Source organism: Burkholderia sp. MSMB1078WGS (genome assembly GCF_001528895.1).
Lineage (GTDB): Bacteria > Pseudomonadota > Gammaproteobacteria > Burkholderiales > Burkholderiaceae > Burkholderia.
Genome location: NZ_LPDI01000024.1, coordinates 156,050 through 179,381, shown reverse-complemented (window position 1 = coordinate 179,381; position 23,332 = coordinate 156,050). Strand labels below are relative to the sequence as shown.

Annotated in this window: 24 protein-coding genes; 20 read left to right on the top strand and 4 right to left on the bottom strand. The window is 65.6% G+C overall.

Features of this window, described 5'->3' with window-relative positions; genetic code table 11:
- Positions 1 to 41: 41 nt before the first annotated feature.
- The 10 genes from secY (at position 42) to dsbD (ending at position 7,384) form a co-directional block, all read left to right on the top strand.
- Positions 42 to 1,391, top strand: coding sequence for a preprotein translocase subunit SecY (gene secY / locus WT24_RS04655; protein WP_006482915.1), 1,350 nt, complete (start codon positions 42 to 44; stop codon positions 1,389 to 1,391).
- An 8-nt stretch (positions 1,392 to 1,399) separates the two neighbouring features.
- On the top strand, positions 1,400 to 1,618 hold the full coding sequence (gene infA, locus WT24_RS04650) for a translation initiation factor IF-1 (RefSeq protein ID WP_004521905.1): 219 nt from the start codon (positions 1,400 to 1,402) through the stop codon (positions 1,616 to 1,618).
- A 20-nt stretch (positions 1,619 to 1,638) separates the two neighbouring features.
- Positions 1,639 to 1,755 (top strand): 50S ribosomal protein L36, encoded by a 117-nt coding sequence (gene rpmJ, locus WT24_RS04645; RefSeq protein WP_004199844.1) that lies wholly within the window; start codon positions 1,639 to 1,641, stop codon positions 1,753 to 1,755.
- A gap of 38 nt (positions 1,756 to 1,793) precedes the next feature.
- The gene (rpsM, locus tag WT24_RS04640; protein WP_006400641.1) at positions 1,794 to 2,159 is read left to right on the top strand and encodes a 30S ribosomal protein S13; all 366 of its coding nucleotides are present in this window, start codon (positions 1,794 to 1,796) and stop codon (positions 2,157 to 2,159) included.
- Positions 2,160 to 2,187: 28 nt separating this feature from the next.
- Complete coding sequence (rpsK, locus tag WT24_RS04635; RefSeq protein WP_004197937.1) at positions 2,188 to 2,589, top strand: 30S ribosomal protein S11; 402 nt, start codon at positions 2,188 to 2,190, stop codon at positions 2,587 to 2,589.
- A gap of 154 nt (positions 2,590 to 2,743) precedes the next feature.
- A complete protein-coding gene (gene rpsD, locus WT24_RS04630) occupies positions 2,744 to 3,367 on the top strand; it encodes a 30S ribosomal protein S4 (protein WP_006477177.1) in 624 nt (207 codons plus the stop codon).
- A gap of 124 nt (positions 3,368 to 3,491) precedes the next feature.
- Complete coding sequence (locus tag WT24_RS04625; RefSeq protein ID WP_006477176.1) at positions 3,492 to 4,469, top strand: DNA-directed RNA polymerase subunit alpha; 978 nt, start codon at positions 3,492 to 3,494, stop codon at positions 4,467 to 4,469.
- A gap of 149 nt (positions 4,470 to 4,618) precedes the next feature.
- Entirely contained in the window at positions 4,619 to 5,014 is a 396-nt protein-coding gene (gene rplQ, locus WT24_RS04620) for a 50S ribosomal protein L17 (RefSeq protein ID WP_006477175.1), read from the top strand.
- Between the two features lie 203 nt (positions 5,015 to 5,217).
- A complete protein-coding gene (cutA, locus tag WT24_RS04615; protein ID WP_059499772.1) occupies positions 5,218 to 5,544 on the top strand; it encodes a divalent-cation tolerance protein CutA in 327 nt (108 codons plus the stop codon).
- The gene (dsbD, locus tag WT24_RS04610; protein WP_060031543.1) at positions 5,537 to 7,384 is read left to right on the top strand and encodes a protein-disulfide reductase DsbD; all 1,848 of its coding nucleotides are present in this window, start codon (positions 5,537 to 5,539) and stop codon (positions 7,382 to 7,384) included. Before cutA ends, dsbD begins: the two co-directional genes overlap by 8 nt.
- A 129-nt stretch (positions 7,385 to 7,513) precedes the next feature.
- On the opposite strand, the gene hemB is transcribed toward dsbD, so the two are convergent.
- Both hemB and yihA read right to left on the bottom strand, forming a co-directional pair.
- The gene (gene hemB / locus WT24_RS04605) at positions 7,514 to 8,512 is read right to left on the bottom strand and encodes a porphobilinogen synthase (RefSeq protein WP_034209736.1); all 999 of its coding nucleotides are present in this window, start codon (positions 8,510 to 8,512) and stop codon (positions 7,514 to 7,516) included.
- Positions 8,513 to 8,765: 253 nt separating this feature from the next.
- Positions 8,766 to 9,425 carry a ribosome biogenesis GTP-binding protein YihA/YsxC gene (gene yihA / locus WT24_RS04600; RefSeq protein WP_034209737.1) on the bottom strand — a complete coding sequence of 220 codons (660 nt, stop codon included), beginning with the start codon at positions 9,423 to 9,425 and terminating at the stop codon, positions 8,766 to 8,768.
- Between the two features lie 214 nt (positions 9,426 to 9,639).
- Between yihA and WT24_RS04595 the strand changes: the two genes are divergently transcribed.
- From WT24_RS04595 to msrQ, 5 genes are all read left to right on the top strand, one after another.
- On the top strand, positions 9,640 to 10,293 hold the full coding sequence (locus WT24_RS04595) for a cytochrome c (protein WP_011546640.1): 654 nt from the start codon (positions 9,640 to 9,642) through the stop codon (positions 10,291 to 10,293).
- A gap of 218 nt (positions 10,294 to 10,511) precedes the next feature.
- Complete coding sequence (locus WT24_RS04590; protein WP_060031540.1) at positions 10,512 to 12,725, top strand: cytochrome c biogenesis protein ResB; 2,214 nt, start codon at positions 10,512 to 10,514, stop codon at positions 12,723 to 12,725.
- 4 nt (positions 12,726 to 12,729) lie between these two features.
- Complete coding sequence (gene ccsB, locus WT24_RS04585) at positions 12,730 to 13,920, top strand: c-type cytochrome biogenesis protein CcsB (RefSeq protein WP_060031537.1); 1,191 nt, start codon at positions 12,730 to 12,732, stop codon at positions 13,918 to 13,920.
- A 159-nt stretch (positions 13,921 to 14,079) separates the two neighbouring features.
- Positions 14,080 to 15,075, top strand: a complete 996-nt coding sequence (msrP, locus tag WT24_RS04580; RefSeq protein ID WP_059499783.1) for a protein-methionine-sulfoxide reductase catalytic subunit MsrP — start codon at positions 14,080 to 14,082, stop codon at positions 15,073 to 15,075.
- A 20-nt stretch (positions 15,076 to 15,095) separates the two neighbouring features.
- Positions 15,096 to 15,782: a protein-methionine-sulfoxide reductase heme-binding subunit MsrQ gene (gene msrQ / locus WT24_RS04575; RefSeq protein ID WP_059499768.1), complete on the top strand. Its 687-nt coding sequence runs from the start codon at positions 15,096 to 15,098 to the stop codon at positions 15,780 to 15,782.
- An 82-nt stretch (positions 15,783 to 15,864) separates the two neighbouring features.
- Here the strand turns inward: msrQ and WT24_RS04570 are convergent, their stop codons facing one another.
- The gene (locus WT24_RS04570) at positions 15,865 to 16,143 is read right to left on the bottom strand and encodes a lipoprotein (RefSeq protein ID WP_059790955.1); all 279 of its coding nucleotides are present in this window, start codon (positions 16,141 to 16,143) and stop codon (positions 15,865 to 15,867) included.
- A gap of 36 nt (positions 16,144 to 16,179) precedes the next feature.
- Here WT24_RS04570 and cyaY point away from each other — a divergent pair, with 36 nt between their 5' ends.
- Entirely contained in the window at positions 16,180 to 16,506 is a 327-nt protein-coding gene (cyaY, locus tag WT24_RS04565) for an iron donor protein CyaY (protein ID WP_059499766.1), read from the top strand.
- A gap of 81 nt (positions 16,507 to 16,587) precedes the next feature.
- On the opposite strand, the gene WT24_RS04560 is transcribed toward cyaY, so the two are convergent.
- The gene (locus tag WT24_RS04560) at positions 16,588 to 18,981 is read right to left on the bottom strand and encodes a penicillin-binding protein 1A (RefSeq protein ID WP_060031534.1); all 2,394 of its coding nucleotides are present in this window, start codon (positions 18,979 to 18,981) and stop codon (positions 16,588 to 16,590) included.
- Between the two features lie 219 nt (positions 18,982 to 19,200).
- Here WT24_RS04560 and WT24_RS04555 point away from each other — a divergent pair, with 219 nt between their 5' ends.
- The 4 genes from WT24_RS04555 to WT24_RS04540 are packed head-to-tail and all read left to right on the top strand — an operon-like array spanning position 19,201 to position 23,322.
- Positions 19,201 to 20,124 (top strand): hypothetical protein, encoded by a 924-nt coding sequence (locus WT24_RS04555; RefSeq protein WP_060031531.1) that lies wholly within the window; start codon positions 19,201 to 19,203, stop codon positions 20,122 to 20,124.
- Positions 20,124 to 20,777, top strand: coding sequence for a hypothetical protein (locus WT24_RS04550; protein ID WP_060031528.1), 654 nt, complete (start codon positions 20,124 to 20,126; stop codon positions 20,775 to 20,777). Before WT24_RS04555 ends, WT24_RS04550 begins: the two co-directional genes overlap by 1 nt.
- On the top strand, positions 20,774 to 21,640 hold the full coding sequence (locus WT24_RS04545) for a hypothetical protein (RefSeq protein ID WP_060031525.1): 867 nt from the start codon (positions 20,774 to 20,776) through the stop codon (positions 21,638 to 21,640). The genes WT24_RS04550 and WT24_RS04545 overlap by 4 nt, the downstream gene beginning before the upstream one ends.
- A complete protein-coding gene (locus WT24_RS04540; RefSeq protein ID WP_060031524.1) occupies positions 21,637 to 23,322 on the top strand; it encodes a type IV pilus secretin PilQ in 1,686 nt (561 codons plus the stop codon). The genes WT24_RS04545 and WT24_RS04540 overlap by 4 nt, the downstream gene beginning before the upstream one ends.
- Positions 23,323 to 23,332: the final 10 nt, after the last annotated feature.

Sequence of the window (23,332 nt, the reverse complement as noted above, 5' to 3'; positions counted from 1 at the left end):
ACGCGTAGCGCGTCGTCACTTGCATTCATCGGAGAAGGTACTTGGCTAACAGCCCGAGTCTTGCAAAACCCGGTCGAAGCACGGCGAAATTCGGCGATCTGCGCCGGCGAGCGATGTTCCTGCTCCTGGCGCTGATCGTCTATCGCATCGGCGCGCACATTCCCGTGCCGGGCATCGATCCGGATCAACTGGCTAAGCTGTTCCAGAGCCAGGCGGGCGGCATCCTGGGCATGTTCAACATGTTCTCGGGTGGCGCGCTTTCCCGCTTCACGATCTTTGCGCTGGGGATCATGCCGTACATCTCGGCGTCGATCATCATGCAGTTGCTGGCGATCGTTTCGCCGCAGCTCGAGGCGCTGAAGAAGGAAGGGCAGGCAGGGCAACGGAAGATCACGCAGTACACGCGGTATTTCACCGTGGTGCTCGCGACCTTCCAGGCATTCGGTATCGCGGCTGCGCTGGAAAACCAGCCGGGCCTCGTCACCGATCCCGGCATGCTGTTCCGTCTGACGACGGTCGTGACGCTGGTTACGGGCACGATGTTCCTGATGTGGCTCGGCGAGCAGATTACCGAGCGTGGTCTGGGCAACGGTATCTCGATCATCATCTTCGGCGGGATCGCAGCAGGGTTCCCGAATGCCGTGGGTGGGTTGTTCGAACTGGTGCGTACGGGTTCGATGAGCATCATTTCGGCGATCATCATCGTCGTTCTGATCGCCGCGGTGACTTACCTGGTCGTGTTCATCGAACGCGGTCAGCGCAAGATCCTCGTGAACTACGCGAAGCGTCAGGTCGGCAACAAGATCTACGGTGGGCAGTCGTCGCATCTGCCGCTGAAGCTGAACATGTCGGGCGTGATTCCGCCGATCTTTGCATCGTCGATCATTCTGTTCCCGGCAACGATTCTCGGCTGGTTCAGTACCGGTCAGCCGACAGGAAGCTGGATTTCCAATACGTTGCATAACGTTGCGGAAGCGCTGAAGCCGGGCCAGCCGGTCTACGTGCTGCTGTACACGCTGGCAATCGTGTTTTTCTGCTTCTTCTACACCGCACTGGTGTTCAACAGCAGGGAGACCGCGGACAACCTGAAGAAGAGCGGCGCGTTTGTTCCGGGCATCCGTCCGGGCGATCAGACCGCACGATATATCGACCGCATCCTCACGCGTCTGACGCTGGCCGGTGCGATCTACATCGTCTTCGTGTGTCTGCTGCCGGAATTCCTGGTGCTGCGCTGGAACGTGCCGTTTTATTTTGGTGGAACGTCGCTGCTGATCATTGTCGTCGTCACGATGGACTTTATGGCGCAGGTGCAGTCGTACGTTATGTCGCAACAGTATGAGTCGCTGCTCAAGAAGGCTAACTTCAAGGGCGGCAACATCCCGATGCGTTGAAAAGGACTATGGCCAAAGACGATGTAATCCAGATGCAGGGTGAGGTAATTGAAAACCTCCCGAATGCGACCTTCCGCGTGAAGCTGGAAAACGGCCATGTCGTGTTGGGGCATATTTCCGGGAAGATGCGGATGCACTACATCCGCATCCTGCCGGGCGACAAGGTGACGGTTGAATTGACGCCTTACGATCTGTCTCGTGCGCGGATCGTGTTCCGGGCGAAGTGATTTGAAAAAAGGGTATTATCATGAAAGTGATGGCATCGGTTAAGCGCATTTGCCGCAATTGCAAGATCATCAAGCGCAAAGGCGTCGTTCGCGTGATCTGCAGCTCGGATCCGCGCCACAAGCAGCGCCAAGGCTGACCGCGCGTTTGTTTGCGCTTTTTGTTTGAGGAAAAACAATGGCTCGTATCGCAGGGGTTAACATCCCGAATCACCAGCATACCGAGATCGGCCTGACGGCTATCTTCGGTATCGGCCGCACCCGTTCGCGCAGCATCTGCGTGGCAGCTGGCGTCGATTTTTCGAAGAAGGTCAAGGATCTGACCGACGCAGACCTGGAAAAGCTGCGTGAAGAAGTAGGCAAGTTTGTCGTCGAAGGCGATCTGCGCCGTGAAGTGACGATGAACATCAAGCGCCTGATGGACCTCGGTTGCTACCGTGGCGTCCGTCATCGCAAGGGCCTGCCGATGCGCGGTCAGCGTACGCGTACGAACGCACGTACCCGCAAGGGTCCGCGTCGTGCAGCGCAAGCGCTGAAGAAGTAAGCGGAACTGACAGTTACAGGAAAACGTAATGGCTAAGGCTTCGAACACCGCGGCGCAACGCGTTCGCAAGAAGGTTAAGAAGAACGTCGCTGAAGGCGTGGTTCACGTTCACGCGTCGTTCAACAACACGATCATCACGATCACCGATCGCCAAGGCAACGCTCTGGCATGGGCGACGTCGGGCGGTCAGGGCTTCAAGGGCTCGCGCAAATCGACGCCGTTCGCTGCTCAGGTCGCAGCCGAGTCGGCTGGCCGCGTCGCGATGGAATACGGCGTGAAGAATCTGGAAGTGCGGATCAAGGGCCCGGGCCCGGGTCGCGAGTCGGCAGTGCGCGCACTGCACGGCCTCGGCATCAAGATCACCGCGATTTCGGACGTCACCCCGATTCCGCACAACGGCTGCCGCCCGCCGAAGCGTCGTCGTATCTAAGGATGTGCTGGCACGTTCGTGCTAGCGCATTGCCTGTCGCCGCTCAGCGTCGACGGGCGTTGCTTTTTTGATTGACTAAGCCCACCGTTCGCCCCAAAGGGAGCGGACTAGCGCGGATTTCGATCCGCGTGACTGATTGATAAAGGAATGCAAAGTGGCACGTTATATCGGCCCCAAAGCCAAGCTTTCCCGCCGTGAAGGCACCGACCTGTTCCTGAAGAGCGCACGCCGCTCGCTCGCCGACAAGTGCAAGCTCGACAGCAAGCCGGGTCAGCACGGCCGTACCTCGGGCGCACGTACGTCCGACTACGGTACGCAGCTGCGCGAGAAGCAGAAGGTCAAGCGTATCTACGGCGTGCTGGAACGTCAGTTCCGTCGCTACTTCGCTGAAGCCGATCGCCGCAAGGGCAACACGGGTGAAAACCTGCTGCAACTGCTCGAGTCGCGCCTCGACAACGTCGTGTATCGCATGGGCTTCGGCTCGACCCGCGCTGAAGCGCGTCAGCTGGTGAGCCACAAGTCGATCACCGTGAACGGCGTCGTTGCAAACGTCCCGTCGCAGCAAGTGAAGGCAGGTGACGTCGTCGCGATTCGCGAAAAGGCGAAGAAGCAGGCGCGTATCGTCGAAGCGCTGTCGCTGGCCGAGCAAGGCGGCATGCCGAGCTGGGTTGCAGTCGATGCGAAGAAGTTCGAAGGCACGTTCAAGCAGATGCCGGAACGCGCTGAAATCGCAGGCGACATCAACGAAAGCCTGATCGTCGAATTGTATTCGCGTTAATCCGATTGACGGCCGAGGTACCCCGATTGCGTTGCGCAAGGACGGGCCTCGGCTGTTTATTTTCTGGTTGTTACCGGTCAGCCTTATCGGTGTAACGAGCCGAGGGTATTGAAAAGGAAAGCCCATGCAAACCAGTTTGCTGAAACCCAAGATCATCGCCGTGGAATCGCTGGGCGAGAACCACGCGAGGGTGGTCATGGAACCGTTCGAACGCGGTTACGGCCACACCTTGGGCAATGCGCTTCGCCGCGTGCTGCTGTCGTCGATGGTGGGCTACGCGCCGACCGAAGTCACGATCGCAGGCGTGGTGCACGAGTACTCGACGCTGGATGGCGTGCAGGAAGACGTCGTCAACCTGCTGCTGAACCTGAAGGGCGTGGTGTTCAAGCTGCATAACCGTGACGAAGTGACGGTTACGCTGCGCAAGGAAGGTGAAGGCGTCGTGACGGCCGGCGATATCGAGCTGGCTCACGATTGCGAAGTCATCAACCCGAATCACGTGATTGCGCACCTGTCGAAGGGCGGCAAGCTCGACGTTCAGATCAAGATCGAAAAGGGGCGCGGCTACGTGCCCGGCAACGTCCGTCGCTACGGCGAAGACACGGCCAAGATCATCGGCCGCATCGTCCTCGACGCATCGTTCTCGCCGGTTCGCCGCGTGAGCTACGCTGTCGAAAGCGCGCGTGTCGAGCAGCGTACCGACCTCGACAAGCTCGTGATGAACATCGAGACGAGCGGCGTGATCACGCCGGAAGAAGCGATCCGCCAGTCGGCCCGCATCCTGGTCGACCAGTTGTCCGTGTTCGCGGCGCTGGAAGGCACGGAAACGGCAGCCGAAGCGCCGTCGCGTGCACCGCAGATCGATCCGATCCTGCTGCGTCCGGTGGACGATCTCGAGCTGACGGTTCGTTCGGCGAACTGCCTGAAGGCCGAGAACATCTACTACATCGGCGACCTGATCCAGCGCACGGAAAACGAGCTGCTGAAGACGCCGAACCTCGGTCGCAAGTCGCTCAACGAGATCAAGGAAGTGCTCGCTTCGCGCGGTCTCACGCTGGGCATGAAGCTCGAGAACTGGCCGCCTGCTGGTCTCGACAAGTAAGCCCGGTCGTAGCCTGGCTATAGCCGTAGTTGGCAAAGATGCGGATTTTCCTTTAAAATCCGCATCTTGCTTTTTTTCGTTACCGGCCCGTGCGCCCTCCGAGGTGCGATAGAAGAGCTGGACCAAAACTTTGAATCAAGGAAACTGAAATGCGCCATCGTCATGGTCTGCGGAAACTGAACCGCACGAGCAGCCACCGTCTGGCTATGCTCCGTAACATGTCCAACTCGCTGATCGAGCACGAAGTCATCAAGACGACGCTGCCGAAGGCGAAGGAACTCCGTAAAGTCGTCGAGCCGCTGATCACGCTCGGCAAGAAGCCGTCGCTGGCAAACCGTCGCCTGGCGTTCAACCGCCTGCGCGATCGTGACTCGGTCGCGAAGCTGTTCGACGTGCTCGGTCCGCGTTTCGCGAACCGTCCGGGCGGCTACCTGCGCGTGCTGAAGTTCGGCTTCCGGGTGGGCGACAACGCACCGATGGCACTGGTCGAACTGCTCGACCGTCCGGAAGTCGACGAAACGGAAAACGTGCAAGAAGCCGAGTAAGCTTCCGGTACGCAGCAGGATCAGAAAGGGGCCGAGCGTTTTGCTTGGCCCTTTTTGTTTTTGAGATGCCGGCTGCGATCGATTGTCGCAGGCCGGTGCCGGCAGCGGCGCGCGGGCTGCGCTACGATACGGGGCAACCGGTGCGGTCGCCGAGCGGGTAGCCGGCGCCGGCAGGAGCCAGCAGACCAGTGAGGAGGGCGCGGATGATAGTGGTGCTGATGCTGACGACGGTACCCGATGCGGCGACGGCTGCGGTGCTGGCCGACGGCGCGCTCGACGCGCGCCTTGCCGCGTGCGTGTCGGAGCTCGGTGCGATCAAGTCGCGCTATCACTGGCAGGGCAAGGTCGAAACGGCCGACGAGATCCAGTTGCTGTTCAAGACGAGCCCCGTGCGGGCGCTCGAACTGGAGCGATTTATCCTCGCGCATCATCCTTACGAGACACCCGAAATCGTCTCGTGGCAGGCGACGGCATCGGCCGCGTATGGCCAGTGGGTGACCGGCGAAACTCAACGTCTATTTCATGTTTAACGGTATGGCGCTTTCGGTGCGCGTGCGTGCGCTGCGGTTTGTTGCGGTCCTGTTGTCGTTCGTGCTCGTACTGGGCGGCCTGTCCGTCGCGCGCGCGGCCGACGATTTCCTCGATCCGGCGGTTGCGTTCAAGTTCAGCGCGAGCGAAGCGCCGGGACAAGTGGACGTGCGTTTCAAGATCGCCAACGGCTATTACATGTACCGCGAGCGGTTCGCGTTCGCGGTGAAGAGCGGTCAGGCGACGCTCGGCGAACCGCAATTCCCGGCCGGCCACGTGAAATTCGACCAGACGTTCCAGAAGAACGTCGAGACCTATCGCGACGAAGTCGTCGTTCACGTGCCGGTGAAGCAGGCAGCCGGGCCGTTCGAGCTCGCGGTGACGTCGCAAGGGTGTGCGGACGAAGGGATCTGTTATCCGCCGGCCGAGCACGTGATGAAGGTCGATGGCGCCGCGCTCGGCGCCGCATCGTCGTCCGGCGATACGGCTGTCGCGGGCAACTGGTTCGACAAGGTCACGAGTGCGGATTTCGCGCAGTCGCTGCTCGAAGGCCACGGCTTCTTCACGATCGTCGCACTCTATTTCGTCGCGGGTGTCGTGCTGAGCCTCTTGCCGTGTTCGTACCCGATGATTCCGATCGTGTCCGCGATCATCATCGGCCAGGGCACGCGTGCGACGCATGCACGCGGCTTCGCGCTGTCGCTGACCTACGTGGTCGGCATGGCGCTGGTCTACACGGTACTCGGCATCGCGGCCGCGCTGGTCGGCCAGAGCCTCGGCGCATGGCTGCAGAATCCGTGGGTACTCGGCGCGTTCGGCGTGCTGCTGACCGCGTTCGCGGTGTCGCTGATCTCGGGCAAGGACATCGCGCTGCCGGCGCGCTGGCAGAACGGCGCGGCCGAGGCATCGAGCGCGCGCCAGGGCGGCCACTTCGTCGCGGTTGCAGTAATGGGCGCGTTGTCGGCGCTGGTCGTTGGCGCGTGCATGACGGCGCCGCTGTTCGCCGTGCTCGCTTTCATCGCGCACACCGGCAATGCGTGGCTCGGCGGCGCGGCGCTGTTCGCGATGGGGCTGGGGCTCGGCGTGCCGCTGCTGGTCGTCGGCGTCGGGGCCGGGACGGTGCTGCCGCGCGCAGGTGCGTGGATGGACGGCGTCAAGGTGTTCTTCGGCATCGTGCTGCTCGCGGCCGCGCTGTGGATCGTGTGGCCGGTGCTGGCGGCCGGGCTGAAGATGGTGCTCGCGGCGTTGTGGCTGCTGATCGCGGCCGCGGCGCTCGGCCTGTTCACGCCGAATGCCGGTGCTGCGTCGGTGTGGCGCCGCCTGGGCCGCGGCGTGGGCGCCGCGCTCGCGATCTGGGCAGCGACGTTGCTCGTCGGCCTGGCCGCGGGCTCGACCGATCCCGTCAAGCCGCTGGCCGTGCTCGCGGCGCGTACGACGGTGTCCGGCGGTGCGGCGGCGGCTGGCGCGGCTGCCGCGCAGGACGGCCCGGCGTTCGCCCCGGTGCGCTCCAGCGGCGAACTCGACACGCTGCTGAAGACGTCGGGCCGGCCCGTGATGCTCGACTTCTACGCCGACTGGTGTGTTAGCTGCAAGGAGATGGAGCATCTGACGTTCACCGACGCGCGCGTGCAGGCGCGGCTCGCGCAGCTTCACCTCGTGCGCGCGGACGTTACCGCGAACAATCCGGACGATCAGGCGCTGCTCAAGCGCTTCAACCTGTTCGGGCCGCCGGGCATCATCTTCTTCGATCGCCACGGCAACGAGATCGGCCGCGTGGTCGGCTATCAGGCGGCCGACACGTTCCTGCGCAGCCTCGATCGGGCGGCCGTTCCGACGGCATGACGGCGGCCGGCCGACGCGAACTGGCGAACGGAAGCTTCCGGGCTGGCTGACGGTCTCGATCGACGGTCAACGAAAAACGGCGGAACACCGAGGTGTCCCGCCGTTTTTGCTGGTGCAGCCGGCGCGCGATCAGCGCTGCGCTTTCAGCAGACGCGCGGCATCGAGCGCGAAGTACGTGAGCACGCCGTCAGCGCCTGCACGCTTGAACGCGAGCAGCGATTCGAGCACGACCTTGTCGTGGTCGAGCCAGCCGTTCATCGCGGCCGCCTTCAGCATCGCGTACTCGCCGCTCACCTGGTACACGTAGGTCGGGAAGCGGAACTCGTCCTTCACGCGGCGCACGATGTCGAGATACGGCATGCCGGGCTTGACCATCACCATGTCGGCGCCTTCGTCGATGTCGAGGCGCACTTCGCGCAGCGCTTCGTCGCTGTTCGCCGGATCCATCTGGTAGGTCATCTTGTTACCCTTGCCCAGATTGGATGCCGAACCGACCGCATCGCGGAACGGGCCGTAGAACGCCGATGCGAACTTCGCCGAGTAGGCCATGATCCGCGTATGAATATGGCCGTCGCTTTCCAGCATCTCGCGGACCGCGCCGATGCGGCCGTCCATCATGTCCGACGGCGCGACGATGTCGACGCCGGCTTCTGCCTGCGCACGCGCCTGATCGACCAGGATCTCGATCGTGTCGTCGTTGATCACGTAGCCGTTTTCGTCGAGCACGCCGTCCTGGCCGTGGCTCGTGTACGGATCGAGCGCGACGTCGGTCAGCACGCCGAGTTCGGGGAAGCGCTTCTTCAGCTCGCGCACGGCGCGCGGGATCAGGCCTTCCGGATTGGCCGCTTCGCGGCCGTCGGGTGTTTTCAACGACGGCTCGATGGCCGGGAACAGCGACAGCACGGGCACGCCGAGTTCGACGCACTGTTCGGCGACGTGCATCAGCAGATCGACCGACACGCGCTCGACGCCGGGCATCGACGGGACTGGCTGGCGTTCGTTGGTGCCTTCGACGACGAACACCGGATAGATCAGATCGTCGGTGGTCAGGCGGTTTTCGCGCATCAGGCGGCGAGAGAAGTCGTCGCGGCGCATCCGGCGCGGACGATGAAGCGGATGGAAGCTCATGGCGATTTGGCAGAAATCAGGGCAAGAAGGACCTTACGGAACCCTTAGGTCATTTTCGAGATCGTTGGTATATGATAGCGATCGAGCGGTACGCGTTGCGTGCAGCTCCCCGCTTCTCCTCCCTGAGCGGGTGCCTGTCGTTTTTCGATTAGGCTGTTTGACCCGCCGTTCGACGGCGGGTTTTTTTATGAGCCGGCCGAATCCGCAGGTGCCGTCAGGTGCGCACAGCCGATCCCAGCCGCGCGTTGCCCGCTCATTGTGCTACAGGCTCGCTTTTTTCGTCGGCGACGGACGGCCGCAGCCAGCTCTCGATCAGTTCATGGGCCTCGTCGAGCCCCGTGCGCTTCAGCGCCGAGAACAGCTGGACCGTCAGCTTGCCCTGCACGCCCTGGTCGCGATACGCGTCGAGCCCCTTCTGCGTATTGCGCAACGCGTTGATGCTTTCCTGGCGCGTCAATTTGTCGCACTTGGTCAGCAGCGTGTGGATCGGCTTGCCGGTCGGCGCGAACCACTCGATCATGCGTCGATCGAGATCGGTCAGCGGACGGCGCGAATCCATCATCAGGATCAGGCCGCAAAGCTGCGAGCGCGTCGCCAGATAGGACGACAGCAGCATTTCCCAATGTGCCTTCGCGGCGCCGGGCACTTCCGCATAGCCGTAGCCGGGCAGGTCGACGAGGTTCGCGACGGGCTCGGCGGCCGGGCCGACGGAGAAGTAGTTGATATGCTGCGTGCGGCCGGGCGTCTTCGACGCGAAGGCCAGCCGCTTCTGGTTGCAGAGCACGTTGATCGCCGTCGACTTGCCGGCATTCGAGCGGCCCGCGAACGCGATTTCCGGCTGAACCGTCGGCGGCAGGTCGCGCAGATGGTTGACGGTCGTGTAGAAGCGGGCTTGATGGAGCAGAAAGGCCATGGGAACCGGAAGGACGGGCGGCGCGAGCCGCTTGGTGGAGGCGGGGTAGCCCCGATAGGCGCGGGAGCTTTCAACACGATATTGTACAATACGGCGGTTTTACCGAAGGCCACCGGGCGCCTGCCTCGCGCTTTTATGTGGCTTCTGCGGTAGACTGGACGCCGTCGTTTTTTGCAGAACCTCAAATTCCCACAAGACGAAACAGGGTGTGCGAATGAATCGACTGTGCAAGTCTCTGATGGTGCTTCAGGTTGCAGCAGGGTTCGTAGGTTTCGTAGCGGAGGCAAACGCGGCAGATGCGGCCAAGCCGGATCTCGACCGCGGCAAGGCGATTGCCGGGCAGGTTTGCGCGTCGTGTCACGGCGCCGACGGCAATAGCGCGTCGGGCAGTTTCCCGAAGCTTGCCGGCCAGCATCCCGAATATCTGGTCAAGCAGTTGAACGACTTCAAGACGCAGCCGGGCGCGAAGGGGCCGGTGCGGAACAACGCGGTGATGGTTGGATTCGCGAGCGCGTTGAGCGCGGACGACATGCGCAACGTCGCCGCGTACTACGGGTCGCAGACGACGAAGCTCGGTACCGCACGCGATGCGGCGACCGTGCCGGTCGGCCAGAAGATCTATCGAGGCGGCATCGCGGAAAAGGGCGTACCCGCCTGCGCGAGCTGCCACGGCCCGACGGGGCAGGGAATCCCGGTCCAGTACCCGCGTCTGTCGGGGCAATGGGCCGATTACACGGTCGCGCAGTTGACCGCGTTCCAGCAGGGTGCCGGTGCGCGCAACAACAACGAGGCGATGCATCAGATCGCGTCGCGGCTGTCGGATACCGAGATCAAGGCCGTCGCGGATTACATCGCGGGCCTGCGTTGAGCGGTCGGCCGCGAATGGAATGACCGGGCGCCCGAAGGGCGGCCGGAGTCAGAACAAGAAAAGGGTGGGGCGCCGCGCCGTCGCGGTTGCCTCGCCCTTCTTTTTTGTCGGCACTCGCCGGGCCGAGCCGGGATGGAGCGGCTTGCCGGCGATGGGGGCTGCGCCCCCGAAGCGAACATAGTGAGCGTGGGGGCTGTTTCCCCTTAGTCGGAGTTTGAATGAGCGTTACCACGTCGGGGTTGCAGTCGAAGTCGAGCCAGGGTGCATCGAAACGCGCGGTCGAGCTGCTGAGCTCGATGCGCTTCGCGATCGCGCTGCTGGTGGTGCTGTCGATTGCGAGCATCATCGGCACGGTCCTGACCCAGGACGATCCGTATCCGAACTACGTGAACCAGTTCGGGCCGTTCTGGGCGGACATCTTCCGCTCGCTCGGCCTGTACAACGTGTACAGCGCGTGGTGGTTCATGCTGATCCTGATCTTCCTCGTCGCGTCGATCTCGCTGTGCGTGATCCGCAACGCGCCGAAGATGCTCGCCGATGCGAAGAGCTGGAAGGACAAGGTCCGCGAGGGCAGCCTGCGCGCATTCCACCACAAGGCCGAGTACACGGCGTCCGGCACGCGCGCGAGCGTCGCGACCACGCTCGCCGCGTTCGTCACGAAGGCCGGCTACAAGCACGTCGTGCGTGAAACCGACGGCGCGACGCTGATCTCCGCGAAGCGCGGTGCGATGACCAAGTGGGGCTATATCTCCGCGCACCTTGCGATCGTCGTGATCTGTATCGGCGGCCTGCTCGACAGCAACCTGCCGATCAAATTCCAGATGTGGATGTTCGGCAAGAGCCCGGTCAACACGAGCGCGACGATCAGCGAGATCTCGCCCGACCATCGCCTGTCCGCGTCGAACCCGACGTTCCGCGGCTATGCATGGGTGCCGGAGGGCCAGTTCGTGTCGACCGCGATCCTGAACCAGCCGAGCGGCTCGCTGATTCAGGATCTGCCGTTCTCGATCCAGCTCGACAAGTTCATCGTCGATTACTACACGACGGGCATGCCGAAGCTGTTCGCGAGCGACATCGTCGTGATCGATCGCGAGACCGGCCGGAAGATCCCGGCGCGGGTCGAGGTCAACAAGCCGTTCACGTACAAGGGCGTGTCGATCTACCAGTCGAGCTTCCAGGACGGCGGCTCGCAGATGCAGATGACGGCCTATCCGATGACGGGCAGCCACGCGGCGACCGTCCCCGTGAAGGGTACGATCGGCAGCTCGGTGCCGCTGCAGGTTCCGGGGGCCGACGGCGACACGATCGAGTTCTCCGATTTCCGCGCGATCAACGTCGAGAACATGGCCGACGCGACCGGCAAGCCCGACGTGCGCGGCGTCGCGACGACGAGCTCGCTGAAGGAAGTGTTCGACGAGCGGCTCGGCTCGGGCGCGAAGACGTCGAAGCCGACGCAGATCCACAACATCGGCCCGTCGGTGCAGTACAAGATCCGCGGCAAGGACGGCCAGGCGCGCGAATTCAACAACTACATGCTGCCCGTCGACATGAACGGCGAGCGCGTGTTCCTCGCCGGCGTGCGCGCGAGCCCGAACGACCCGTTCCGCTATATGCGGATTCCGGCCGACAGCCAGGATTCGATCGGCGAATGGATGCGCCTGCGCGCCGCGCTCGAGGATCCGGCCGTGCGCACGGAAGCCGCCGCACGCTTCGCGCAGCGCTCGCTGCCGGGCGACGCGTCGCTGCGCGGCCGTCTGCAGGACAGTGCATCGAAGGTGCTGACCCTTTTTGCGGCAAGCGACGACAGCATCGGTCGCGGAGCGGACGGCCAGCCGGTCGGCGGCTTCCAGGCAGTGGCGACCTTCATCGACCGCTCGGTGCCGAAGGGCGAGCAGGAGAAGGCTGCGAGCCTGCTGCTGCGGATGCTCGAGGGCTCGATGTGGGAGGTCTGGCAGATCGCCCGCGAGCGTGCCGGCGAGCCGGCGGCGCAGCAGGGCACCGACACGATCCGCTTCGTGCAGAACGCGATCAATGCGCTATCCGACAGCTTCTTGTATGGATCGCCGGTCTATTTGCAGCTTGACTCGTTCAAGCAGGTGCAAGCTTCGGTATTTCAGCTGACGCGCGCACCCGGCAAGAATCTGGTGTATCTTGGCAGCCTGTTGCTGGTCGCCGGCATCTTCTCGATGTTCTACGTGCGCGAGCGGCGACTCTGGTTCTGGCTGAAGGACGCCGGTTCGGGCGTCGATGTGGTGATGGCAATGTCCACGGCCCGCAAGACCTTCGATTTCGAGAAAGAATTCGTGCAGACGCGCGACGCGGCCGGCGCCGCCTTGCGCGCCGCACCTCGCGACGCCGCGCCTGCCGGTGCGGCTTCGACGGCCCGCCCGCCTGCCGGCGGCGGTTCCGATTCCGAGAATTCCACCCGGTAACATCATGGATCTCACGCAAGTTTCCTCTTCCCGTACGGCGTCGGCTGCGGCGCCGGCATCGTCGCCGCTGTTCGACGACCGTCCGTTCCTCGCGCGCCTGTCGCTGTTCGACTGGCTGTTCGCACTGGTGCTGGTGGCGGGCGCGGGCTATGCGCTCGTGCACTACAACGCGCACATGGATTACTACGACAAGGCGGTGATGATCGGCACCGTGCCGGCGCTCGTCGCGCTCGGCTGGCGCTGGAAGCCCGCGCGGCTGATGATGGCGTCGATCGCCGTGCTGTCGCTGCTGTCGATCCAGATCTACCAGGGCGATCTCGCCCGCGCCGATTCGGCGTTCTTCCTCAAGTATTTCCTGTCGAGCCAGTCGGCGATCCTGTGGATGAGCGCGCTGTTCGTGCTCGCGACGATCTTCTACTGGATCGGCCTGCTCGCCCGCTCCGAAACGGGCGCCGCGATCGGCCAGAAGCTCACGTGGGTTGCCGTGCTGATGGGCTTCACGGGGTTGATGGTGCGCTGGTACGAGTCCTACCTGATCGGTGCGGATGTCGGGCACATCCCCGTGTCGAACCTCTATGAAGTGTTCGTGCTGTTCAGCCTGATCACCGCGCTGCTTTATCTGTATTACGAAGGCCACTACGGCACGCGTTCGCTCGGCGCGTTCGTGCTGCTGGTCATCAGTGCGGCGGTCGGCTTCCTGATGTGGTACTCGGTCGCGCGCGATGCGCAGCAGATCCAGCCGCTCGTACCGGCACTGCAAAGCTGGTGGATGAAGATCCACGTGCCGGCGAACTTCATCGGCTACGGCAGCTTCGCGCTGTCGGCGATGGTGTCGGTCGCGTACCTGATGAAGGAGCGCGGGGTCCTCGCCGATCGCCTGCCGACGCTGGAAGTGCTCGACGACGTGATGTACAAGTCGATCGCGGTCGGTTTCGCGTTCTTCACGATCGCGACGATCCTCGGTGCGCTGTGGGCGGCCGAGGCGTGGGGCGGCTACTGGAGCTGGGATCCGAAGGAAACCTGGGCGCTGATCGTGTGGCTGAACTACGCGGCGTGGCTGCACATGCGGCTGATGAAGGGCCTGCGCGGTGCGGTGGCCGCGTGGTGGGCACTTACCGGCCTGCTGGTCACGACGTTCGCGTTCCTCGGCGTCAACATGTTCCTGTCCGGGCTGCACAGCTACGGCAAGCTGTAAGGTTTCCGCCGCTCGTCCGACCATATGACCGCCGGTGCACTGCGTGCCCGGCGGTTTTCTTTTGTAACGGGCGGGCGAACCGGGCGTCGAACGGCGCGTGACGGGCCGGGTCGAACGCTCATGAAGCATGCGCGCCGCGCATGCGGGAGGAGCTGCACGATGTGGATCAAACGCCCTTTGCGTAACGTACTGACCGGCGCGGATATCGCGCCGAGCGAGATCACCCCGCGCGCGGTGTTCGAGAACCGGCGGCGCGTGCTGCAGGCAGCCGGCCTCGCGGCCGCAGGCGGCCTGTTCGGCGCCAGCGGCGCGGCGCTCGCCGCGTATGCGTCGCCCGATCCGCGGGCGGCGAAGCTCGCGGCAAAAACGAACCCGACATTCGTCGCCATCGACAAGGTGACGCCGTTCAAGGACATCACGTCCTACAACAACTTCTACGAATTCGGCACCGACAAGAGCGATCCGGCGCAGAACGCCGGCACGCTGCGGCCGCGCCCGTGGCGCGTGAGTGTCGAAGGCGAGGTGCAGCACCCGAAGGTGTTCGATCTCGACGAGTTGCTGAAGCTCGCGCCGCTCGAGGAGCGCGTGTACCGGCTGCGCTGCGTCGAGGGCTGGTCGATGGTGATTCCGTGGATCGGCGTGCCGCTGTCCGAGCTGATCAAGCGCGTGCAGCCGACCGGCAACGCGAAATACGTGCAGTTCGTCACGCTGGCCGATCCGTCGCAGATGCCGGGCCTGTCGACGCCCGTGCTCGACTGGCCGTATTCGGAAGGGCTGCGCATGGACGAGGCGATGAATCCGCTGACGCTGCTGACGATGGGCGTCTACGGGCAGGTGCTGCCGAACCAGAACGGCGCACCGGTGCGGATCGTCGTGCCGTGGAAGTACGGCTTCAAGAGCGCGAAGTCGCTCGTGAAGATCCGCTTCGTCGACAAGCAGCCGAAGACGAGCTGGAACACGTACGCGGCGAACGAATACGGCTTTTATTCGAACGTGAACCCGAATGTCGATCATCCGCGCTGGAGCCAGGCGACCGAGCGGCGCATCGGCGAGGACGGCTTCTTCACGCCGAAGCGCAAGACGCTGATGTTCAACGGCTACGGCGATCTGGTCGCATCGATGTATCAGGGCATGGACCTGAAGAAGAATTTCTGAGTGCGACCGTGAGAAACGACATGCCTCCTTCGACGCTCACGTCCGCCCGCGCCGCGGGCGATGGGCCGCTCGCGCGCACGGCGCGGGCCGGTGCGATCCGTCCCGCCGCGCCGCGCTGGCTCGCACCGGCCAAGGTGCTGGTGTTCGCGGCCGGCCTCTATCCGCTCGCGCGCATCGTGCTGTTCGGGCTGACCGATCGGCTCGGCGCGAACCCGATCGAATTCGTCACGCGCTCGACGGGCTTGTGGACGCTCGTCCTGTTGTGCATCACGCTTGCCGTCACGCCGGTGAGGCGCATGACGGGTTTCGCGCCGCTGCTGCGCTTTCGCCGGATGATCGGGCTGTTCGCGTTCTTTTACGCGACGCTGCATTTCACGACCTACCTGTGGTTCGACAAGTGGTTCGACGTCGTCGCGATCCTGAAGGACGTCGGCAAGCGTCCGTTCATCACGGTCGGCTTCGCGGCGTTCGTGCTGCTGATTCCGCTCGCCGCGACGTCGCCGCGCGCGATGGTGCGCCGGCTCGGTCGCCACTGGGCGACGCTGCACAGCGCGATCTACGCGATCGCGCTGTTCGGCGTGCTGCACTTCTGGTGGATGCGGGCCGGCAAGCACGATCTCGCGCAGCCGAAGCTCTACGCGGCGATCGTCGCCGCGCTGCTCGGCTGGCGACTGGTTGCGTGGGGATGGCGGCGCGTGCGCGCATGACGGGGCGGCCCGGAAAAAACGAAAGGCGATGACCGAATGGTCATCGCCTCGTTTCGAGCGCCGCGCGGGCGGCAGCGCGGCGTTACTTCGTGGCGGCCGGGCCCGATGCCGGGGCGGGCAGCGTCGATGCGCTGCTCGACAACTCGGGCGACAGCGTGAGCGGCGAGCCGGATGTGTCGGGCATCTCGTCGGACGACGCGTTTTCGTCGGTCGGTTTCACGTCCGACGGCGGCGTGTCCTGTTGCTGGATCGGCTTGGGCATCGGAGGCACGGTGGGCAGATAGAGCGCGCCGCTTTGACCGCAGCCGGCAAGAATCGCCAAAGCCGCTACAATCGCGCTCATCCGGAAAACGACTCGCATGATCGTCCCTGAACAATTTAACCGATAGAGTTTAGCATGTCCGATACTGAATACCTGGCCCGTGCAGAGGCCGTGCTGGCGGCCGTCGAGCGTACCGTGGACGTCGCGAACGACGGCGATCACGACATCGATCTGGAGCGCAACGGCAGTGTGCTGACGCTGACGTTCGAGAACGGCTCGAAGATCATCGTCAACCTGCAGCCGCCGATGAAGGAGGTGTGGATTGCCGCGAAGGCGGGCGGATTCCACTACCGTTTCATCGACGGCGCATGGCGCGATACGCGCACGGGCACCGAATTCTTCGCGGCGCTCACCGAGTACGCGACCCAGCAGGCCGGCCTGCCGATCACGTTCAGCGCGTGACGGCCGGGGCACTGGGCTCCCAACGTCGTGCCCGAAGAAAAAGCGCCCCGCGGGGCGCTTTTTTCATGTCCGGGCCGCCGGTCAGTGGCCGCGGAACAGGTTCATGATGTCCTGCTTTTCCTGTTCGTCGACGTGCGGCACCGCCTCGTCGACGTTCTGCGCGGCCGGCGCCTGCGGCACGCCGACCGTCGACACGAAGCCGTGACCCGGCGTGAACTCGGTGAAGTACAGTTCGCCGCCGAGCGATTCGACGCCGTCAGGCGCCGTCGGCTTGAACTCGGGCACGCCCTTCAGCGCCGCACCCATGTAGTCGATCCAGACCGGCAGCGACAGGCCGCCGCCGGTTTCGCGATCGCCGAGGCTGCGCGGATTGTCGTAGCCGATCCATGCGATCGCGGCGAGCGTGTGCTGGTAGCCGGCGAACCACGCGTCGTGCGAATCGTTCGTCGTACCGGTCTTGCCCGCGAGGTCGGTGCGCTTCAGCACGTTGGTCCGCGCGCCCGTGCCGCGCTGCGCGACGCTCTGCAGCAGGCTGTTCATGACGTAGGCGTTGCGCGCGTCGATCGCGCGCGGCGCGTTCTGCTCGGCGATGAGCGGCTGCGCGCGCGCGACGATCGCGCCGTTCGGATCGGTGACTTCGGCGATCAGGTACGGATTGACGCGGTAGCCGCCGTTCGCGAAGACCGAATACGCGCCCGCCATCTGTAGCGGCGTGACCTGACCGGCACCGAGTGCCATCGGCAGGTAGGCGGGATGGCGCTCGGCGTCGAAGCCGAAACGGGTGATGTATTGCTGCGCGTATTTCGTGCCGATGTGGTTCAGGATCCGGATCGACACGAGGTTGCGCGAGCGCTGCAGCGCGGTGCGCATCGACATCGGGCCCTCGAAGCCGCCGCCGTAGTTCTTCGGCTCCCACGGCTGGCCGCCGGTTTCCGCGGCGCTGAAATACAGCGGGCCGTCGTTGATCACGGTGGCCGGCCCGAGGCCCTTGTCGAGCGACGCCGAATAGATGAACGGCTTGAACGACGAACCCGGCTGCCGCCACGCCTGCGTGACGTGGTTGAACTTGTTCTTGTTGTAGTCGAAGCCGCCGACGAGCGAGCGGATCGCCCCATCCTGCGGGACGATCGACAGGAACGCGCCTTCGACCTGCGGCAACTGCGTGATCGACCATTTGCCGGCGTCGTTCTTCACGACGCGGACGATCGCGCCGGGGCGGATGCGGCGGTTCGGCTGCGCGTTGGCGGACAGCGCGCCCGACGCGAAGCGCAGGTTGTCGCCCTCGATCGTCGCAGTGCTGCCGTCGATGAACGCAACCGTGATCTGGCGCGGGCTCGCGGCCGTCACGACCGCGGCGATCAGCTCGCCGTTGTCGGGGTGCTCGAGCAGCGCGTCGTCGATCGCCTGTTCGCGATCGTCGGCGCCGGCCGGCAGCTCGATGAAGCCCTCCGGCCCGCGATAGCCGTGGCGGCGCTCGTAATCCATGATGCCCTTGCGCAGCGCGGTGTACGCGACCTGCTGGTCCGCGGAATCGATCGTCGTGACGACGTTGAAGCCGCGCGTGTAGGTTTCCTCGCGATACTGCGCGTACATCATCTGTCTGACCATTTCGGCGACGTATTCGGCGTGCACGCTGAAATCGCGGCCCGGCCCCTTGACGACGAGCGGCTGCGCGGCGGCTTCGTCGTACTGTTCGCGCGTGATGAAGTTCAGCTCGAGCATCCGCTGCAGGATGTATTCCTGGCGCACCTTCGCGCGCTTCGGGTTCACGACCGGGTTGTACGCGGACGGCGCCTTCGGCAGCCCCGCGAGCATCGCGGCTTCCGCGAGCGTGATGTCCTTCAGGTCCTTGCCGAAATAGACCCGCGCGGCGCTCGCGAAGCCGTACGCGCGCTGGCCGAGATAGATCTGATTCATGTAGACCTCGAGAATCTGATCCTTCGTCAGTGCGCGCTCGATCCGGTACGCGAGCAGCATCTCGTAGATCTTGCGCGTGTAGGTCTTCTCGCTCGACAGGAAGAAGTTGCGCGCGACCTGCATCGTGATCGTGCTCGCGCCCTGCGACGCGTGGCCGTTCGTCAGCGCGACGAAGCCGGCGCGGACGATGCCGGTGAGATCGACGCCGCCGTGATCGTAGAAGCGCGCGTCCTCGATCGCGAGAATCGCCTTCTTCAGCGAGTCGGGCACGTCCTTGAAATGGACGACGTCGCGACGCTCCTCGCCGAATTCGCCGATCAGCACGTGATCCGACGTATAGATGCGCAGCGGCACCTTCGGCCGATAGTCGGTCAGCGCGTCGAGCGACGGCATGTTCGGCCACGCCACGACGAGCGCGTAGCCGAGCACGAGGCCGCCGGCCACGACGAGGGCCACGCACATCGCGGCGAAGCCGAGCAGGACTTTTTGCCACCAGGGTCGCTTCTTCGGCTCCGGGGCGGGAGGCGGGGACGTAGGAGTCGTGGATTGCATAGGCATACCGGAAAACAGTCCCGCGATTATAGCTGCCCGGTAAGACCGGTCCTGACGCGGGGGCCGCCCGTCGGAAAGCCGCAGGTCGGCGTGTCGTCAGCATAGTCCTGCATGGCCCCCGTGAGCGGATGCTGGCCATTTGGCCGACTGTCGGCCGCACGCGTCGCTTTGCAGAATCAGGTCTCGGAAACGCGGCGTGGGCCGCGACGATCTCGGGAGGCTGGGATGGCAGGACGATGGGTGGCGCGGTTTGCACAGGGCAGGCACCGGTCGACGGGAATCGACGTCGGTGCGCACGAAGTAAGGGTGGCCGTGCTGAGTCGGCGCGGCCGGGACGCGGATGTGCGCGTCGAGGGGCTCGAGCGGGAACCGGTCGGATTGGCGGACGGGCCGGAAGACGCGCGATGGGCGGCGGTCGCGCGGTCGCTGGCGGCGGCCGTGGCGCGGCTGTCGGCGTCCGATGTGCGGTGCGACGCGCGCGGCGTGATGGCGCTGCACGACGAAGAGATGCGTACCGCGACGCTCGATCTGGCCGGGCGCGGCGATATCCCGGACGCCGCGCGGCAGGCGGCCGAGCGCATCTCGGGGCTGGCGCCGGACAGTCTCGCGTTCGATTGGCGGCACTACGGCGGCGCGCGGTCCGGCGAGATCGCGGTGGCGGTGGCGCCGCTGGCGCTGCTCGAGCGGCGGATCGACGTGGCCGCCCAGGCCGGTATCGACCTGACGGTGATCGACGGCGAGTCGGCCGCCGTGCTGCGCGCGCTGCGCTATGCCGCGCAGTTCGAACTCGACGCCCAGGGCGCCTACGCCGCGCTCTGGTTCTGCGACGCGGGCGTGCGCGGCTGGCGAATCGATGGCCCGTCGATCACCCCGGCGCTCACACTGTCCGGCACGTTGCCGGAGGCACTTCCCGATGCATTGCGCCGTCGCGTGCTCGGGGCCGTGCGGTGCGTATTCGTCGCCGGGGACGAGCGATGTATCGCCCGCTTCGATACGTCCGTCGCCGGGATTGGCGATGTGCTCGGCACGGCAGTGGTCCCGTTCGACTGCACGGGCTGGGACGGCCAGCCGTGCGCGCGCGCCGGCATGCCGGGCGGCCCGGCGTTTGCCGTTGCATTCGGGCTGGCGTTGCGCGGGGTGTCGGAATGATGGCCGATCACGTGGCGGCAAACGGAGGCGGGGCGGTGGCGGCCGAGCAGGCGGTACGGGCGGTATTCGGCGACTTCAACCTGCTGCCGTACCGCGAACGATTGGCGCAGGCGTTGCGGCGTCGTCGGGCCGCGCAGTGCGGTGTGGCGATCCTGCTCGGCGTGCTCGGCGCCGGCGTGTGGACGGGCGCTGCTGTGTTATCGCGATGGCGGGTGGACGCCGAGCGCGCCGGCGTGGAGGCACGGTTGCGGCAGTTCCAGCCACAAGTGGCTGTTGCGACGCACGCCGCCCACGCCGCCGCCGCCATCGCGCAGCGCGAAGCGCAGGCGGCTGCGCTGGCCGCGCCTTACCGGCGCGTGACAGGGTTGCTGGTGACCCTGAAGCAGGTGCGCGCCGATCATATCCGGCTCGACGCACTGCGCATGACGACGACCGGCGCCGTGCTCGACGCGCGCGCCGCGAGTTACCGGGCGGCTGCGCGGTGGCTCGCCGCGATGGCGCGCGAGCAGCGCGACTGGTGGATCGATATAGAGACGTTGAAGCCTGCGTCGGATGCGCCGGCTGCCGCGGCCGGGATGCCGTTCCAGTTCTCGGTGCAGTTGCGCTGGCACGACGCGATGTCGTCGCGGACGGTGCCGGGAGGTGGCGCATGACGGCGCTCGTGCGTTGGCCGGCGCTGCGCTCAGGCGCCGGGCCGGGCCGCATGCCGCACGTGTCGCCGGCGGCCATGCATGCCGCGGGTTGCGTGCTGGCATTCGGCGCCGTGTTGGCAGGCGGCATTCATCTGGCGAATACGGCCGACTGGAGCGGCCTGGCACATAGTCGCGCGTTGCTCGCCGCAGCGCAGGCGCGTGCGGCCGACGCGCAACGCGTGCTCGCTTCCGCCGGACAGCGGCGCGACGGGCATCGTGCGTCGACGCGCGACGATCGCTTGCCGCATGTGCCGGAATGGGCCGAGTTGATGCTGGAGCTGGCCGACCTCGCTGCATCGAGCGGGCTGCAGGGCGTGTCGATCGAACCGCAGCGCGCCGATGGCGCGGCACCGGACGGCCGGCGCACCGTGCGCATCGTCGCGGATGGCGGTTTTCGCGCGCTGGTGCATATGGTCGGCGGGCTGGCGCGCTTCCCGGTGTTGGCCGTACCGTCGGCGCTGCGTATCGAGCGTGGCATGTCGGCGGCGCGCGTGGATATGTCCGTCGACGTGTTTCCGGCGCTGCCGGCAGCAACCGCCGCGGCGGCCGACACGCCGGTTCGCGCCGCTGCGTCCGACGCCGATCCGTTCGGCGAGGCTGGCCCGACCGAAGCGGCGGGGCGCGCAGCCCGCCTTGCCGGCACGATTCGCGATGCGCGTACCGGTCTCGCGTTGTTCGACGACGGCGACGGCGTGTTCACGGCCGTCGCGCCTGGCGAGGTGCTGGGGGCTGCGCGCGTGGTGCGTGTCGATCGCGCTGCCGTGACGCTTGCAACGGCAGACGGATCGCAGCGGCTCGTCCTGGACGACGGAGGCCGGCCATGACGAAACACGGCTGTTGGGTGTTTGTCGTCTGGGCCGGCGTGACGGCGGCTAACGCCGGCGCGTCGTTACCGCCGTTACCGCCGTTACCGCCGCTGCCGCCGCTGCCGCCGCTGCCGCCGCTGCCGCCGCTGCCGGCGGTCTGGCCGGCCGGGTCGACGGAGGTGTCGGTGCCGGGCTTGTCGCAGCCGTTGCGCGTGGCTGACGGCGTGGACGGCGCGGTAGCGGAGGACGCCGGCCCCTCGCCGTTCGATCAGGCCGCGCGTGCGGCGCTGCAGACGGAAACCGCCCCACCGCTTTCCACGCTCGAGGGGCCGCCGATCCCGCTGGCGCCGCCGGCCCGAATGAGCGACGCCGCGGCGTGGCAACCCGGCGATGCCGACGACGCGCGGCGGATCTCGCTGAATCTGCAGGGCGCCGGGCTCGCGGCTGCGTTCGACGCGATCGCGCGGTTCACGGGGCTCAATATCGTCGTCGGCGAGCAGGTGCGCGGCACGGTGACGTTACGTCTGAACAATGTCCGCTGGCGCGAAGCGTTCGACACGCTGCTCGACACGCACGGGCTCGCGATGTCCCGGCGCGGCAACGTGATCTGGGTCACGCCGGCAGCCGAACTGGCTGCGCGCGAACGCGAGCGCTTCGAAATGCATGCGCGGGCCGCCGATCTGGAGCCGCTCGCGAGCCGTACGTTCGCGCTGCACTATCCGCGCGCGCAGGACGTGCAACGGCTGCTGGCCGGCGCGACCGGCCAGCGTCTGCTGTCGAAGCGTGGCGCCGCGGCGGCCGATCCGCGCACGAACCTGCTGTTCGTGACCGATCTCGCGCCGCGCCTCGCTCAGATCGCGGCCCTGATCGACGCGATCGACCGGCCGTCGCGGCAGGTCCGCATCGAGGCCCGCATCGTCGAGGGCGAGCAGGGTTTCTCGCGCAACCTTGGCGCGCGCGTCGCGCTGCGTGCGCAGGGACGGCCGTCGTCGGCCGAGGGCGCGTCATTCACGGCGGATGCGCGCAACGCGCTGGATCTCGCCGCGCGGCCGCTCGGCGGTTTCGACACGGCGACTGCCGGCTTCACGCTGTTTGCCGCGCCGCTCAGCCGCGTACTCGACATCGAGCTGAGTGCGCTCGAGGCACAGGGTCGGGGCCAGATCGTTTCGCGTCCGCGGGTAGTGACGGCGGACCGCGTCAAGGCCATCGTCGAACAGGGTTCCGAACTGCCGTACCAGGCGAAGGTCGGCAATGGCATGAGCGGCGTGCAGTTCCGTCGCGCGACGCTCAAGCTGGAGGTCGAGCCGCAGATCACGCCGGACGGGCGCGTGGTGCTCGATCTCGACGTGACCAAGGACAGCGTCGGCGAGCCGACCGCGGCCGGCCCTGCCATCCATACGAAGCACGTGCAGACGCGTGTCGAGGTCGAGAATGGCGGGACGGTCGCGATCGGCGGCATCTATGAACAACTGAACCGGAACGATGTGACGCGCGTGCCGCTCTTGGGCAGAATACCGTTTCTGGGCGCGCTTTTCCGGCACCGCGCGCAGCGCGATCAACGCAACGAACTGGTCGTCTTCATCACGCCGACCGTCGTCGAGGCGCGTTGCGGCGCATCCGACACGGGCGACGTGGACGCCGAGAAAACAGGGCCGGAAGCCGGCGGCGCAGGCTCGACAAGGCAGCCGCTTTGCCAGTAAGCTGCGCCAC

Excerpts from the sequence above, each read along its gene's own strand:
- infA (WP_004521905.1), top strand. The coding sequence starts at position 1,400 with ATGGCCAAAGACGATGTAATCCAGATGCAGGGTGAGGTAATTGAAAAC.
- rpmJ (WP_004199844.1), top strand. The coding sequence starts at position 1,639 with ATGAAAGTGATGGCATCGGTTAAGCGCATTTGCCGCAATTGCAAGATC.
- rpsM (WP_006400641.1), top strand. The coding sequence starts at position 1,794 with ATGGCTCGTATCGCAGGGGTTAACATCCCGAATCACCAGCATACCGAG.
- rpsK (WP_004197937.1), top strand. The coding sequence starts at position 2,188 with ATGGCTAAGGCTTCGAACACCGCGGCGCAACGCGTTCGCAAGAAGGTT.
- WT24_RS04625 (WP_006477176.1), top strand. The coding sequence starts at position 3,492 with ATGCAAACCAGTTTGCTGAAACCCAAGATCATCGCCGTGGAATCGCTG.
- rplQ (WP_006477175.1), top strand. The coding sequence starts at position 4,619 with ATGCGCCATCGTCATGGTCTGCGGAAACTGAACCGCACGAGCAGCCAC.
- cutA (WP_059499772.1), top strand. The coding sequence starts at position 5,218 with ATGATAGTGGTGCTGATGCTGACGACGGTACCCGATGCGGCGACGGCT.
- dsbD (WP_060031543.1), top strand. The coding sequence starts at position 5,537 with ATGTTTAACGGTATGGCGCTTTCGGTGCGCGTGCGTGCGCTGCGGTTT.
- hemB (WP_034209736.1), bottom strand. The coding sequence starts at position 8,512 with ATGAGCTTCCATCCGCTTCATCGTCCGCGCCGGATGCGCCGCGACGAC.
- yihA (WP_034209737.1), bottom strand. The coding sequence starts at position 9,425 with ATGGCCTTTCTGCTCCATCAAGCCCGCTTCTACACGACCGTCAACCAT.
- WT24_RS04595 (WP_011546640.1), top strand. The coding sequence starts at position 9,640 with ATGAATCGACTGTGCAAGTCTCTGATGGTGCTTCAGGTTGCAGCAGGG.
- WT24_RS04590 (WP_060031540.1), top strand. The coding sequence starts at position 10,512 with ATGAGCGTTACCACGTCGGGGTTGCAGTCGAAGTCGAGCCAGGGTGCA.
- ccsB (WP_060031537.1), top strand. The coding sequence starts at position 12,730 with ATGGATCTCACGCAAGTTTCCTCTTCCCGTACGGCGTCGGCTGCGGCG.
- msrP (WP_059499783.1), top strand. The coding sequence starts at position 14,080 with ATGTGGATCAAACGCCCTTTGCGTAACGTACTGACCGGCGCGGATATC.
- msrQ (WP_059499768.1), top strand. The coding sequence starts at position 15,096 with ATGCCTCCTTCGACGCTCACGTCCGCCCGCGCCGCGGGCGATGGGCCG.
- WT24_RS04570 (WP_059790955.1), bottom strand. The coding sequence starts at position 16,143 with ATGCGAGTCGTTTTCCGGATGAGCGCGATTGTAGCGGCTTTGGCGATT.
- cyaY (WP_059499766.1), top strand. The coding sequence starts at position 16,180 with ATGTCCGATACTGAATACCTGGCCCGTGCAGAGGCCGTGCTGGCGGCC.
- WT24_RS04560 (WP_060031534.1), bottom strand. The coding sequence starts at position 18,981 with ATGCCTATGCAATCCACGACTCCTACGTCCCCGCCTCCCGCCCCGGAG.
- WT24_RS04555 (WP_060031531.1), top strand. The coding sequence starts at position 19,201 with ATGGCAGGACGATGGGTGGCGCGGTTTGCACAGGGCAGGCACCGGTCG.
- WT24_RS04550 (WP_060031528.1), top strand. The coding sequence starts at position 20,124 with ATGGCCGATCACGTGGCGGCAAACGGAGGCGGGGCGGTGGCGGCCGAG.
- WT24_RS04545 (WP_060031525.1), top strand. The coding sequence starts at position 20,774 with ATGACGGCGCTCGTGCGTTGGCCGGCGCTGCGCTCAGGCGCCGGGCCG.
- WT24_RS04540 (WP_060031524.1), top strand. The coding sequence starts at position 21,637 with ATGACGAAACACGGCTGTTGGGTGTTTGTCGTCTGGGCCGGCGTGACG.